Source organism: Shewanella sp. SR44-3 (genome assembly GCF_014163735.1).
GTDB lineage: Bacteria > Pseudomonadota > Gammaproteobacteria > Enterobacterales > Shewanellaceae > Shewanella.
Map to the genome: position 1 here is coordinate 1 of NZ_JACJDV010000042.1, position 14,037 is coordinate 14,037.

Consider the following 14,037-nt stretch of genomic DNA (forward strand, 5'->3'; position numbering starts at 1 on the left):
AATGGCTTAGTCCCATTTGATTACATCATGGCTTGCCTTAATGAACTGTGCCAACCAGCACCGGATATAGACAGCCTGTTACCATGGAATTTTAAAAGATAGGTGTAGTTGCCCAGACGCTTACGTTTATTTTCCATGATTAAGCCTTAACTCAAAATAATATTGTTGCAATATTGGAGGCAACCTCAACATTTTCAATATTTCTATATAAGTAACGTGCAATAGTATAACGCTTCAAGCAGAGGCGCAGCTTTGCTGCGTCGCTTGGCTTGTCTTGTTATAGCTTTCCAAGTCATCCTCGATAATATCCGTTAGTATGAGAAACTTTATCAATGAATACCTTATTATCCGTTCCATCCCGATGAATGTAGGCGAACGTTTGATTGATTTCTGCATGTCTTTATCTTCGATTACAGGATTACCGTGTATGATTTCCTCATTATCATGTAAATAGTTCACCGCCATCCAAGAAGACGGTAATTTCCCAGCATGAACATACTTACTGCGCAAATTATAGGCGGCTTTTAATCTCTGTTTAATATCCGACTCTGAAAGCTTTTGGAATTCATGCTTTGCTTCAGTTCTATTGAAAAAATCACTATCTAGGCAATCAATAATAAACTTACAGAACGCCTCTGAAATCCCCATTAATTTAGAGCTGACTTTTTTGTGCAGCTTCTCTCCATCTTTACCTAGACTCTTAAGTTGTTCTAATAACTGCTTTGTATTTTCGTCAAGCAACTCTTCTATTGGGTATTTGAAGTGAGACGCCAATATTTCACCAGCAGTTATAAGACTAAGAAATGCTAGCTCTGGGCTTTCTTCAACTATTCGAATTGCTTGAATATAGAACCTACCTGCATACCAAAATGTTGATTGAGCATCAGCGGTATCGCCATCATGCTCAAACAAAACATGTTCAATGTATTTAATGTTTTCTAGGCTTAGCTCTATCTGATAATCCGCTCTTTTATTAACACTATTGAAGCACAGATTCTTGTTATATATTTGGTGGCTAGATTCAACTGACGGAACGTAAGGCCATCCGTGTTGTTGTATTAATCCATGAGAATCGAACCGCTTTCCAAATAACACAGAGAGTGCGATACAAAAGTTCTCACCAATTTGGCTATAGTCAGGTATTACGATGGTGTCTTTTTTGTACTCAGGCGTTGCAACGGTAATTTCAATGTATTCCCGATAAATTCTTTCATCGGCCTTTGGTGTGTATGCGTTTACTCGTGCATTTTCGTTTGCATTGACGATTCGAAACACGTCATTTTCATATTGACCTACAAAATGAGATGGAGTCGATAATAGCAGTTTTGTGATATCCGTTCTTGGCTTAGGTAATGCCATGGTTCTCCCTTTTGCTTAACGTCTTAGTATTTATGCCTTGCGCTGTTTGCAAGGCATAAATCGCGTGTTGACTCATTCCCAAATATGGCCGCTGCCACGCCCAACGTAAATTGGTATGCTTCATGCTATAGGAATTTGCTTTTTCGGGGCAGACATTTTTTATACTAGTTGGCAGGTAATTACTTGATATCGTGTTAACTTTATCACCTTATGCTATTCATTTTCTCTTACACATCAGCTTTGGTCAATTACTTATAAAATCAACACACCTAACTCTCATTTGACACTACTGTCACAGGTTGCACCAATTACCCCTCGAAGTTGCCGAAATATTCACGTAAAAATATCGTGTAACCATCAGGGATAATGGTTAAGGCTCGTTAGCACAGGGATGTGCTGTCGAGCCGTTAGGTATTTTTACTTGAATATGAGGATCAACAACTTCGTCGGGGCGGCATGGAGGGCGATCCAAGAGGGAGGGTTTGCTGTTGAACTTTCCCTCTTGGTCGGGTGTGGGTTGAAGACCCACGACGTTAATCAAAACGAAGTTTTGACGTCTTGCAAAAAGCTTTGGCGCAAAAACGTTTTACCTCCCCCCCCTCTTTTGCACAAAAAATGCCAGCAACTCTCTGACTTTATTATAAACAACCAGACTTCACTAACAGCGATCAAACTCTATTATGGCCGTGCATTTGGCCCTTCTGAAAATGCAGGCAGACTCGACAGTTGCTCAAGCCAAGGCTGCGCCGAACTGCACCAAATCTGAAATTGAGGTACCAACTCATTTCGCTGTGCAACCGTCCCTAAGCGAATGCCGTAAGTTTTTGCGCCCTCGCCTACCGAGGTAGCATAAATGGCTGAGCCACAATTGCCGCAAAAACCTTGCGCCCGTGGGTTGCCACTTTGGGCGGTTTTAATGTATTCCTTGGGCACGCCTTTGATAAACTTAAGCCCGTCAGGCCCTGACATCACCACAGTGCGAAATGCACTGCCTGATAACCTCTGACAATCGTCACAGTGGCAAATAATAACTTTTTCTGCATCGACTTCGGCTTCAAAAACCAGCTCACCACAATGGCAAGCACCGTTAATTTTCATGCTATTTCCTTATTTCTCACTATTATTTCCTGGGTAACAAGATGACTTGTTGGCTGGTGATTACTTGATATCTCTAGCCAATCATCAAGCCAATCATCAAGCCAAAAAGGTCCACCATAAATAAAACCCACTAAAGAGGGTTAGAAGACTTAAACACGTCAGGGTGTAGAGCTTAAATATCCCTTGGGGTTTATGCTCGTCATCAATATCGGCGCTCATCATGACGCGGTAATTTAGCCAAGCGTATAAAGGTGCGCTTACAAATGACACGGTAGTCACAAAATCTAATAGGCCTTTAATGTCGGCGGTAAAAAATTCGATTATCCACCAACTGCCCAGTGACAATATCACTAGCGTGATGAGATAAGCCCAGTTTGCCTTCGCCTCTAGATTTGGCTGCGCCTCACCTAACACTAAACTAAATGCCCGCTTCCACACTTGGGGAAAGCCATCAGCCACCGCAAAGGTGGTTGAAAACAATGCCACAAAAGTCACCAGCGCCATTAATACCCAGCTCCATTCCCCGAGCGCTGCACTGTAAATACCCACTAACTGCCCGGCAAAGGCGGCGGCTGAATCGGCAAAACCTTGGCCTTGGCCGAACATCAGCAAGGCCCCTAGCCACATAAATACGATTGCCAATACAAAGCTGGTGCCATAGCCAATATTAAAATCTGTGACGGCGCGCCTTGCATGCAAAATACCCGGGGTGTGCTTTTTAGACAGCACCCATAAGGAGTGCCACACAGACACTTCAATGGCGGTGGGCATCCAGCCTATAAGCGCCACAATAAAGGCGATGCTCGCCGCAGAAGTCAGCATTATGCTTGGGCCATCACTGGCAGGCATTAAGCCTAAACGGCCAATGGCCGCGAGCCAGGCAATTAAGCTACACACAGCTAACACCAGCATCATCCATTTAAGCATTACATTTAAGGTTTTATAATGACCAATCAGTAGCACGGCGCCCACTATGATAAGAATTAACGCCGCCCATTGGGACAATGACAAAAAGTCCCCGAAGAGGTTCATGGCGAGGGCTGAAGTCACAATAGTGACCCCAGATTGAACAAAAAACATGGTGATAAAGGTTAACACTAAGAAAAGATAAAACGCCCAATTGCCCACCGACTTATAGCCATCCAGTAGGCTTTTACCTGTGAGTCCTGCGTATTTAGGGCCAAATAAAAAGAAGGGATACTTGATAACGTGCGCCAACACGATAAAACCCAGTAAAGCAAAGCCGAAATCAGCGCCCGCCCGAGTCGCTTGCACTATGTGCGATACCCCAATACTGGTGGCAGCCCAAACGATCCCAGGCCCCAAGAGTGAAAATAGCTTAGCAAACGACATAGCTGAACCTAGATAATATAAGTCAATAATAGAGTACTAGAAGCTAATGTACTTATGCCATGAATGCAATCATTTAAAAGGGGAAAAAATATAGATGAATATACTGCTAAAACAGCAGTATAAGTTAACAAAAACAGGATAAGTTAATGCCAGTGAACATCACCAGAAGCTTCTGGCCTAAGGCTGCGGCTAAAAATGCTTTACGCTTTACGCTTTACTAAGCACATTTTTAGCCGAAAAAACTGGATCAGCAAAGTTCAACAGACACTAATAAATTGAACAGGACCAACCCAATCAGGGTCATTTAATTTAGCTTACCGTTTTTTAGCATTCTTTTCGATAAATTCGATAATAGCATTGGCCACATCTTTTTGCGTTGCCGCTTCAATGCCTTCAAGGCCTGGGGATGAATTCACCTCCATCACCACTGGACCGTGGTTTGAGCGCAATAAATCGACGCCAGCTAAGTTTAATCCCATGGTCTTAGCCGCACGAATAGCAGTACTGCGCTCTTCAGGAGTTAATTTTACTAAAGATGCACTGCCGCCACGGTGTAAATTAGAACGAAACTCACCGGGTTTGGCTTGGCGCTTCATGGCGGCTATCACTTTATCACCAATGACAAAACAACGAATATCGGCGCCATTGGCTTCTTTAATGTATTCCTGCACCATAATATTGGCTTTAAGGCCCATAAAAGCTTCAAGCACACTTTCAGCCGCTTTGCGGGTTTCAGCGAGCACTACCCCTATACCTTGAGTGCCTTCGAGCAACTTCACCACTAAAGGCGCGCCGCCGACCATGTCGATAAGATCGGGAATATCGCTAGGCTTATTGGCAAACCCTGTAATTGGCAACCCTATGCCCTTGCGAGATAACAACTGCATTGAACGTAGCTTATCGCGAGAGCGAGAAATCCCCACAGAGTCATTGATGGTATAAGCGCCCATCATCTCAAACTGGCGTAACACCGCCGAGCCGTAAAACGTCACCGAAGCACCAATGCGCGGAATGATGGCATCAAATTGTGGCAACTCTTTACCACCAATATGTATGCTAGATTGGCACATATTGATGTTCATGTAACACTTTAACGGATTAATGACCTGTACATCATGACCACGCGCTTTGGCGGCTTCCACCAAACGTTTAGTGGAATAAAGTTGCGGGCCTCGAGATAGAATGGCGATCCTCAATTAGGACTCCAAGTAAGCGAAATTTTGGCGCATCATACGCTGAGTGTAAGGAAAAGCAATTGGCATTTATCATCCTAGTTCGATTAATTATCTAGTCATGCAGTAAGACTTAATACGCTATTATTCAAGGCCTAGATTTGAAGTGATAATGCCGTGTACTCAGACCTTTTAGCCCCTAAATATCACCATTTGATGGCGTGAATAACTACGCCATCAATAGCCAGCTCAATCAGCACAAATTGCCCTAGTTCGGTCCAGAATATAAAAATGATTTGTTTCGAGTATTTTATTTGGTCATAATCCTACTACTAAGTGATATAGTCTATCGTTACCCCAGCTTGTGCAGTTCATAATTTAAGCTATGTTTATCTGATCTATGTTCAGCCCAATAGAAAGCAGACTGATTTGGACATTTTTAGCCTCAAGGAAGCCCATTATTATGCTTGTTGAACATGATATTTCTGACGTTCGTGTCGGCATGTATATTATCGAGATCACAGTACCTAAAAATAAATTTCGCTTAGCAAAACAAGGATGGCTAGAAAACGAGCGCATTATCGATGCTTTAAAGAGCAAATCGGTTGAAAAAGTCTTAATCGATGCCAGTAAAACTCGCTCCGTTGTTCCTAGTGCTGCCCCTAGTGTCACCACTAAGCTTGCGCCTGCTGCGGTAACACCAGACACTACGGCTAAAGATGCATCGACTAACCCTTTTACAGCTAAAAATACCTTAACAAATGCTCGCACACTGACACCTGCGCCCCGTGGCCAATATCAGTTCAATCAGGAAGTGGTTAAGGCAAAACAAGTGTTTGATGAGTCTAAGGCTATTCAAGCAAAATTGTTTCACAATGCTCAGCGCGGCTTACCCCTTGAAATGGATGAGGTCTATAAGATCACCTCAGAATCTACCGAGCTTATTTTTAATAACCCCAATGCCCTTGCTTGCGTACTGAATCTTCGCAACAAAGATGAATACCTGTTAGAACACTCAGTGTCAGTGTCCATTTTAATGACCATGTTTGCCATATACCTCAAAATTGACAAAGACATAATAAATCAATTGGCCGTAGGGGCTTTTTTACATGATGTTGGTAAAATCATGGTGCCGGATAATATTCTTAATAAGCCAGGTAAACTCACTGATGATGAGTTTTATGTGATGAAATCTCACGCCCGTCACTCGGTTAACATCATGAGAAAAACCCCAGGGATCAGTGCTATAAGCATGGAAGTTGCGGGCCAGCATCATGAAAAACTCAATGGCAAAGGTTATCCTTTAGGCCTTAAAGGCGACAAAATTTCCCTCTATGGCCGCATGAGTAGTATCTGTGACATTTTCGATGCCCTCACCGCCAATCGCTGTTATAAGCAAGGTTATCCTCAGGTGAAATGTTTTGGTATTTTGCGAAAACTGGCTGAAAATAATGAGCTCGATATCGGATTAGTGGATAAATTTATCAAATGCATGGGCATTTACCCTGTGGGCGCTGTGGTGCAACTAGGCTCTAACCGCCTTGCCATAGTGGAAAGCCATAATATTGCCGATCCAATCCGTCCTAATGTCCGTCCCTTTTACCGCCTAGCACCTAAAGCATTTGAAAAAGGCCTTGATGTTGATTTATCTTCTGCGGCTGATGAACAAATCGTTAAATGTGTTAGGGCTGATGAGTTTGAACTTGATATGCAACAAATTATCGAGTTTTTAGCCCAAGAAGCCTAGCCTCTGTGGTTAACCCCAACAAAGCAAAGGTTTAGTCTCAGTGGCCAGCAAGCACGCCTGAGACACTCTTTACTGCTGTGAACCTTAAACCGTCCATTAAAAACGCTATGATTTTTTCTTTGTGCTTGTACTTGCCTTGGTATTTTTGGCCTTGTATTTCCGGCTTGATTTAGCTGAATTCATCGATTTTTTCTTAGGGTAACCTTTACCCTTTGATGGGCTTGCAAGCCCTTGTAAGGCACGGGGTAATTCACTCGCTGCTTGTCCTATCAGTTCACTAAGCTGTGCTATGAGTGGCGCCATAAATGACTGATAACGCATGGTCTTATGGCTAATTTTATCAAGGCTGGCCTCCCATAGCGCTGTCATATCTGGGGTGGTCGCGCTCATTGGCAGGCTATTTATCAGCCCCCTTCCCACTGGCGTTGCCAAGATAGACTTATCTTGGCGTAATAAATAGCCGCGCTTAAACAATAATTCTATAATTCCAGCTCGTGTGGCTTCTGTGCCTATACCGTCGGTGTCTTTTAAGATTTTTTTAATTTCAACATTAGTCACAAAACGGCCAATGCCCGTCATAGCGCTAAGTAAACTTGCATCGCTAAAATGCTTCGGCGCTTGGGTCATTTTCTCAAGCAGTTCACCGCGCTCACATTCAAGCCATTGACCTTTTTTGAGTGCAGGCAAGGTTTGAGACTCTGGTTCTCCCTCTTGATTATTTTCAGCGTTATGTTCAGAAATCTTATTAGTATTGCTAAATAAGCTCTTCCATCCCAACGACTTGTTCTGTCTTGCCTTAGTGGTAAATATCCCGCCAGCAATTGTGACTTCAACCTGGGTTTCTGCGTATTGGTAAGCAGGATAAAACTGCGCCAAATATTGACGAGCGATATGCTGATAAAGCCGCGCTTCATTAGTGCTCAAGGCTGATAAGTTAGCGATTTTTTCAGTAGGGATAATAGCGTGGTGGGCTTCAACTTTACTGTCATCCCAGGCTTTAGATTTAAGCTTAGGGTTAGGCGCGTCAATGTGACTAATCAGCGCTGGCGCCCCCTTAAGAACAGCGTTAATCACGCTTGGGGCAAGGGTAAATTGCTCCACAGGTAAATGGCGGCTGTCTGAGCGCGGATAAGTGATCAATTTATGCCGTTCATACAGGCTCTGGCAAGTATCTAGCACCTCTTTAGCGCTTAAGCCAAAACGCTTGGCAGCATCGATTTGCAAGGAAGACAAACTATAAGGCAGAGGCGGTGCTTGACGTTTATCTTTAGCCTCAAGCCCTGTAACTTGGGCGGGCTGGCCGCTGATGCGCTCCACTACATTCTGCCCTAAGCCCTTCACTAACACTCGGCCTTCTTCATCTTGATAGGGCTCGCAGGCCGCGCTTGGTTGCCATTTAGCGCTAAAGCCTTGCTGCTTATCAGTTAATAAATGGGCTAACACTTCATAGAATGGCTTAGGCACAAAAGCCTCAATCTCTTCATCACGGCGAACCACTAACCCAAGCAAAGGCGTCTGTACTCGCCCCACCGAGAGTACGCCTTGATAACCCACTTTCTTGCCTTGAATTGTGTAGGCCCGAGTCATGTTCATGCCATAGAGCCAATCGGCGCGGCTACGAGCAAGGGCCGAGGTGGACAGCGGTATAAAATCACGATTACTCTTGAGTTGATTTAGCGCTCGCTGTACAGCTTGCGGGTTTAAGTCACTGATAAGCAACCGCTGCACTTGATTGAGCTTGTCCCCTTTGACCCCACAATAGGCAATCACTTCATCCACCAGCAGCTGACCTTCTCGGTCCGGATCTCCAGCATTTACTAAGTGAGTGGCTTGTTTAACTAGCTTTTTAAGCACGCTTAACTGACTGCGGGTCGATGATTTAGGTTTTAGCTGCCACTGGGTTGGGATAATAGGCAAGTGCTCCAACTTCCAAGATTTAAACGCCGCATCATAAGCATCGGGCTCAGCTTGCTCTAATAAATGGCCAATACACCAAGACACGCAGTCACCATTGGCGGCGGTAATAAAACCATCGCCTTTCTTATGGGGCTTTGGCAGCACATCGGCGATGGCCCGCCCAAGGCTTGGTTTCTCGGCAATGTAAAGTCGCATTATAGTTTACCCAAAAAAAAGCACTGTATGTAATTACAGTGCAATTTAACTTAGTTAGCCTTTGATGGCAACTTATACCCTGAATTGCATACTAACTATCTGTTATCTTCACTGCGACGGGTTTTAAAGTCTGAATCTTCAAGCCACTTAGGCCAATCGCTGTTATTGGCAAGCCGCGCGAGTATGCTGCCTATCAAGCTTAAGTCTTGGCTCACGCCCCCTAGAGACCAATTAGGATCATAATCATCGGCCTCTTTATGATACTTAGCGGCGATATAATTTGGATCTGTGTCCCCTAGGCTCATAAACAGCAATCCTGGCACCCCTTCTTGGGCCAGCGCAAAATGATCTGAGCGAAACATTAATCCATTTTGTGGCCGAGGATCGGCTTTAACCGTGCGCTGCTGCGCTTTAGCCGCATCCTTGAGGTAAGCTTCAAGCTCTGATACCCCTTGGCCGTATTGCAATATGTAGCTCACGCCATCGTTCACGTTCATGCCATCAATATTCAAAAATGCGGCAATGTTTTTAGTGGGTACGCTAGGGTTCAGGGCAAAATACTGGGCGCCAATCAAGCCAGTTTCTTCTGCAGTAAAAGCACTAAAGAGTATCGAGCGCTTAAATGGCGTGATGCTAGCTTGGGCTTTAAAAGCTCTAGCAAGGGCCAATACACCCGCTGCACCTGAGGCATTATCCACCGCGCCATTGAAGATTTCTTGGCTGCCATCTTGATGGGTCTTACTGCCTAAATGATCCCAATGAGCATGCATCACCACCAGCTCATCTTGCTGTGGATTGGGCTTACCATCGAACTCAGTCGCGCCAGGAAGGAGTGCTAGTACATTATGAGACTTGGCCATTTCTATGTTGTTGTCTAACTTAAGCTTAGCGCTGAGCTTAAGATCAACCGCCTTAAACCCCGGTTTATGAGCGCTGAGTTTAAGCTTGTCGAAATCAAGCCCTGCACTTGCAAATATTTTTTGAGTGGCGCTATGTTGTAACCAGCCCATTACACCTAGCTGACTTAGGTTGTTATTGTCATCCACTAAGGTGAATTTACTGCCAGTATTGGAGTTTTCAACCACCCCCCAGCCATAGCCCGCTGGCGCGGTTTGATGGACGATAAAAACGGCTGCTGCGCCTTGGCGAGCGGCTTCTCCGTATTTGTACGTCCAGCGGCCATAGTAGGTCATAGCATTGCCTTTAAACATATTGTTATCTTGGGTGGCAAAGCCTGGGTCATTCACTAGCATGATGACGGTTTTACCTTTAACATCTATGCCCGCATAGTCATTCCAACCATACTCAGGCGCATTAATGCCGTAACCGACAAACACCACATCACTGTTGCTAAGTGCAATATGTGGCTTTATTTGCTGGCTTCTGGCGGTAAAGTCTTTGCTATTGATAAAATTCAGCCCCCCTATCGTTAACTGCATATCTTGCTTAGCCGTTATTTTAGCCATAGGCACGGCTTGTAAATAACTGTCACCAAAACCTGGGGCTAGTCCCATGTCTTTAAAGGCGCTCACCAAGAAGTCTAAGGTCAAGGCCTCCCCTTTTGACAAAGGTGCCCGGCCTTCGAAGACATCGCTCGCTAAGGTTTTCACGTCTTGACGATATTGACTGAGATTACTGAAATCTAAAAACCCTGTTTCATCCGTTTGGGGATGCTCGGTTGCGGCAAACACTAAAGAGGAACTCAACACCCAAAAGGCTATCAAGCTAGATGCAAAATGGTGCAAAGTAGATTTATTCACTAAAAATCCTTATTTCATTATTCGTTATTCGTGTCTATTGTTAATGCTTTTTATTCTGCCCTGTCATCAATTTTTTCAGGCTAGCACCTAAGACCGAGAATAATCCAGCAAAGATAAACAGCCAGCCTATGGGCACTAAAAAGAACGGCTCGTGCAATACTCCTTGGCTATCAACTGTGCTGCCGATAAAATTAACCCCTAGCCAGCACAAAGCTGCAACAGAAAAGAATATCAAGGCTGTCTTGAAGCGAAATAATTGCGTTATGATTGATGCCAGCATGGGTTTTCCTTATGTAATGCCGCTGTTATTTGTGAGCACTGTTGTTCATCTGCACGGTTATTCATGAGTATTGTAATTGGCAAGCACAGTCGCGACTTCATGTGCTTGGTATTACATCATTATTATTTGAGATAATTATAGGTATGCATCCGTGAAACTCAGCCACAGGCTTAATAGCCTACAACGTATGATCCTGCATCCGTATCGACATATTTGGGATTGCTGCTGCGATCACGGTCAGCTTGGGGCGGGGATACTCACTGAGCTACATGCACTTGCAAACACAGCTACAGCGAATGCGACCTTGCAAACTAGCGTGCATTTTGTCGATATTATTCCCAGCCTAATGCAACAGGTCGAGGATAAACTACAACGCTTTTTTCCTCAGGGCAAGCAAGCTTCCCACAATAGAGAATCAGGCTCATACCAAGGCATCAACTGGCAAGTTCACTGCTTGGATGTAGGCCAGCTGCCAATTTTCACAGATAACAGTCGTCAACTAGTGATTATTGCCGGGGTTGGCGGCGCTTTAACCCTAAAACTGGTGCAAGCGATACGCTTGGCATATCCGCTGCAGCCATTAGATTTTTTACTGTGCCCAGTGCATCATCAATTTGAGCTAAGGCAAGGCTTAAAAGCGCTTAATCTTGGCCTTATCGATGAAACACTCATTGTTGAGAATCGGCGCTTCTATGAGCTCATTTATGTTTCAAGTCAGTCAACAACTGAGCTTTCTGCCCAAGGCGACTTATTATGGCAACAAGACAGTAACGTGTCCAAGGCCTACCTTAAGCGCACCTTAGATCATTACAGTAATATGTTGCGCAGCACCATAGCTGCAGCCAATATTTCAGCGAATAAGCAGCATGAAGCCAGCACTTCCAAAAGCCACGCTGAGATTAGTGCCATTATCGAGGCATACCAAAAAATACAGGCTCAACTGACCATCAAAGCCACGCCTGAGACTTAGATCAACTATTGACTATCTTTACTTAAAAGAAGCCATTATCACCATGGACTTAAGTGAATTAGCCTGATAGAAATAGTGCTTCAGCATAGTGAAGGACTCAAAAATGCTTGCACAACTTTTGCCCTTAGGATGGGAGCTAGGCTTTGTCTTCGCCGTGTTAGCCATTGCCATAGTGTTATTTGTTACCGATGTGCTAAAAATGGATTTAGTGGCGCTGTTAGTGGTGCTCGCGTTGGCGTTGTCGGGCATTATCAGTCCCAAAGAGGCGGTATCTGGCTTTGGCGCTGCCATAGTCATCACTATCGCGGCGCTGTTTGTGGTGGGTGAAGGCCTCTACCGCTCTGGAGTCGCCGCCAGTGTCGGCAATTGGATTTTAACCGTAGGCGGCAGTGATGAGAGACGCCTCACTCTTTTGCTTATGCCAGCGGTAGCGCTGTTATCGGGTTTTATGAGTTCAACTGGCGCTGTGGCGCTGTTTATTCCTGTGGTGCTGTGTATCGCAAGAAAAGCCTCCATGAGCGTCCCCAGATTAATGATGCCCTTAGCGTTTGCTTCACTCATTGGCGGCATGATGACCTTAATTGGCACCCCACCTAATATTGTTGCCAGTGGCTCGCTAGTGCGAGCAGGCCACAATGCCTTTGGCTTCTTCGACTTTACCCCTATAGGTTTGGTTATTTTACTGGTCGCCATGCTGTATCTGCCTTTTGCCGTGCGTTATTTCATTCCTGTAGGCGAAAAACGTGATCCTAAACAGCCTCATCCACGCTTAAATGAATTCACCGCAAAATACAATATCGCCGATAAACTCCATAGGCTGCAAATAAGCCAACATTCACCGCTTGTCGGTCAAACAGTTGCCGACACAAGTCTGCGTTCTCACTATGATGTCACAGTGTTTGGCATTCAGCGAAAAGGACAATTGCTCACCTCTTATATGCCTGTATTGGTTGAAACCCAATTTAATCGCGGCGATATTTTGCTGATCTATGGTTCAGCTGAGAACCTCGAGGCTTTGTGCACCGATTTAGCACTGTTGACCAGCCAGTTTTCGAACCGAGAACTGACCCAGATGCAAAATGAGTTTGGTCTGAGCGAAGTCATGCTGCGACCTTCATCATCGTTAATCGGCCAAACAATAAAATCAGCTGGTTTTAGAGAGAAATTTAATTTAAGTGTAGTGGGCGTACGCCGAGGCCAAGATGCGATAGTTTCAAACTTTAATGAATTGCAATTAACCCAAGGTGACACCCTATTATTAGCCGGAGGTTGGCGCTACTTACAGCGTTTAGCGACGATACGTGATTTTGTGGTATTAGAGACACCTGCAGAGATGGAAGAGGTGCCCAGTAACTCACAAAAAGCTCCCATGGCGTTGTTAATTGTCGTTCTTATGGTGGTGATGATGCTGTTTGGTGGCGACAGTCTAAATGCCAGTTTATTAGCCGCATTATTGATGATAATGACAGGCTGCGTCAGGTTAAGTGAGGCTTATCAGGCCTTAAATGCCCGCAGCCTAGTCTTGATTGCAGGCATGTTACCTCTTGCTGGGGCCATGGAGAAAACCGGCGCCGTCGACTTAATTTGTAATTACTTAGTCACCGCCCTAGGCGGCAGTTCAGCTATGGTCATTTGCGCCAGCTTTTTCATACTGACATCGCTCCTCAGCCAAGTGATGTCAAATACGGCAACCACTGTACTTATAGCCCCCATCGCCATTACCACAGCAGCAGCACTGGGCATTAATCCCGCCCCAATAATGATGAGCCTTGCCATTGGCGCATCCACGGCATTTGCCACTCCCATCGCCTCACCGGTCAACACCTTAGTGGTCGCTCCTGGTAACTATAAGTTCATGGATTTTGTTAAAGTGGGAGCGCCGCTGCAGTTAGCAGCATTGCTTGTTACTATCTTATTAGTGCCGTGGCTATTCCCTTTTTAGGTTAATTTGTGAGCATTCACACTAAAAGAGAAAAATATTCACGCTTTAATTTAAAAACAATGAAGCAACAAGTTGCAGGATTAATTCATCAAACACCTCAACACACACGATTTCTTGCATCAAAAAAACAGCAAAATAATGACAAGCAAAACACAAATGAAACAAATCGTACAGAATAAATCTAAAGTTGTACTGTAAATGATAATTTAATGGGTTCAAACTGTTAACTAAGACTTTAGATCTG

Annotated in this window: 11 protein-coding genes; 4 read left to right on the top strand and 7 right to left on the bottom strand. The window is 44.6% G+C overall.

The window, feature by feature from the left end; translation table 11 throughout:
* Nucleotides 1-234: 234 nt before the first annotated feature.
* The 4 genes from H5073_RS15475 to rimK all read right to left on the bottom strand — a co-directional run bounded on the left by H5073_RS15475 (nucleotide 235) and on the right by rimK (nucleotide 5,006).
* The gene (locus H5073_RS15475; protein ID WP_182680468.1) at nucleotides 235-1,359 is read right to left on the bottom strand and encodes a HEPN domain-containing protein; all 1,125 of its coding nucleotides are present in this window, start codon (nucleotides 1,357-1,359) and stop codon (nucleotides 235-237) included.
* Nucleotides 1,360-2,037: 678 nt separating this feature from the next.
* Nucleotides 2,038-2,457: a GFA family protein gene (locus tag H5073_RS15480; RefSeq protein ID WP_182680469.1), complete on the bottom strand. Its 420-nt coding sequence runs from the start codon at nucleotides 2,455-2,457 to the stop codon at nucleotides 2,038-2,040.
* A 96-nt stretch (nucleotides 2,458-2,553) separates the two neighbouring features.
* A complete protein-coding gene (locus tag H5073_RS15485; protein WP_182680470.1) occupies nucleotides 2,554-3,810 on the bottom strand; it encodes an NRAMP family divalent metal transporter in 1,257 nt (418 codons plus the stop codon).
* A 314-nt stretch (nucleotides 3,811-4,124) separates the two neighbouring features.
* On the bottom strand, nucleotides 4,125-5,006 hold the full coding sequence (rimK, locus tag H5073_RS15490; RefSeq protein ID WP_182680471.1) for a 30S ribosomal protein S6--L-glutamate ligase: 882 nt from the start codon (nucleotides 5,004-5,006) through the stop codon (nucleotides 4,125-4,127).
* Between the two features lie 439 nt (nucleotides 5,007-5,445).
* Here rimK and H5073_RS15495 point away from each other — a divergent pair, with 439 nt between their 5' ends.
* Nucleotides 5,446-6,729, top strand: a complete 1,284-nt coding sequence (locus tag H5073_RS15495; RefSeq protein WP_182680472.1) for an HD-GYP domain-containing protein — start codon at nucleotides 5,446-5,448, stop codon at nucleotides 6,727-6,729.
* A 105-nt stretch (nucleotides 6,730-6,834) separates the two neighbouring features.
* On the opposite strand, the gene H5073_RS15500 is transcribed toward H5073_RS15495, so the two are convergent.
* The 3 genes from H5073_RS15500 to H5073_RS15510 form a co-directional block, all read right to left on the bottom strand.
* On the bottom strand, nucleotides 6,835-8,841 hold the full coding sequence (locus tag H5073_RS15500; RefSeq protein ID WP_182680473.1) for a DNA topoisomerase III: 2,007 nt from the start codon (nucleotides 8,839-8,841) through the stop codon (nucleotides 6,835-6,837).
* A gap of 95 nt (nucleotides 8,842-8,936) precedes the next feature.
* Nucleotides 8,937-10,532, bottom strand: coding sequence for a M28 family metallopeptidase (locus tag H5073_RS15505; RefSeq protein ID WP_310734259.1), 1,596 nt, complete (start codon nucleotides 10,530-10,532; stop codon nucleotides 8,937-8,939).
* A gap of 109 nt (nucleotides 10,533-10,641) precedes the next feature.
* Nucleotides 10,642-10,881 carry a DUF3955 domain-containing protein gene (locus H5073_RS15510; protein WP_182680474.1) on the bottom strand — a complete coding sequence of 80 codons (240 nt, stop codon included), beginning with the start codon at nucleotides 10,879-10,881 and terminating at the stop codon, nucleotides 10,642-10,644.
* A 151-nt stretch (nucleotides 10,882-11,032) separates the two neighbouring features.
* Here H5073_RS15510 and H5073_RS15515 point away from each other — a divergent pair, with 151 nt between their 5' ends.
* The 3 genes from H5073_RS15515 (at nucleotide 11,033) to H5073_RS15525 (ending at nucleotide 13,972) form a co-directional block, all read left to right on the top strand.
* Nucleotides 11,033-11,851 carry a tRNA (adenine(22)-N(1))-methyltransferase TrmK gene (locus H5073_RS15515; protein ID WP_182680475.1) on the top strand — a complete coding sequence of 273 codons (819 nt, stop codon included), beginning with the start codon at nucleotides 11,033-11,035 and terminating at the stop codon, nucleotides 11,849-11,851.
* Nucleotides 11,852-11,954: 103 nt separating this feature from the next.
* Nucleotides 11,955-13,793 (top strand): SLC13 family permease, encoded by a 1,839-nt coding sequence (locus tag H5073_RS15520; protein WP_182680476.1) that lies wholly within the window; start codon nucleotides 11,955-11,957, stop codon nucleotides 13,791-13,793.
* A gap of 8 nt (nucleotides 13,794-13,801) precedes the next feature.
* Nucleotides 13,802-13,972: a hypothetical protein gene (locus H5073_RS15525; RefSeq protein ID WP_182680477.1), complete on the top strand. Its 171-nt coding sequence runs from the start codon at nucleotides 13,802-13,804 to the stop codon at nucleotides 13,970-13,972.
* Nucleotides 13,973-14,037: the final 65 nt, after the last annotated feature.

Bases quoted from the DNA above. Each gene is read 5' to 3' on its own strand.
- H5073_RS15500 (WP_182680473.1), bottom strand. From the start codon at position 8,841: ATGCGACTTTACATTGCCGAGAAACCAAGCCTTGGGCGGGCCATCGCC.
- H5073_RS15510 (WP_182680474.1), bottom strand. From the start codon at position 10,881: ATGCTGGCATCAATCATAACGCAATTATTTCGCTTCAAGACAGCCTTG.
- H5073_RS15520 (WP_182680476.1), top strand. From the start codon at position 11,955: ATGCTTGCACAACTTTTGCCCTTAGGATGGGAGCTAGGCTTTGTCTTC.
- H5073_RS15495 (WP_182680472.1), top strand. From the start codon at position 5,446: ATGCTTGTTGAACATGATATTTCTGACGTTCGTGTCGGCATGTATATT.
- H5073_RS15475 (WP_182680468.1), bottom strand. From the start codon at position 1,359: ATGGCATTACCTAAGCCAAGAACGGATATCACAAAACTGCTATTATCG.
- H5073_RS15485 (WP_182680470.1), bottom strand. From the start codon at position 3,810: ATGTCGTTTGCTAAGCTATTTTCACTCTTGGGGCCTGGGATCGTTTGG.
- H5073_RS15480 (WP_182680469.1), bottom strand. From the start codon at position 2,457: ATGAAAATTAACGGTGCTTGCCATTGTGGTGAGCTGGTTTTTGAAGCC.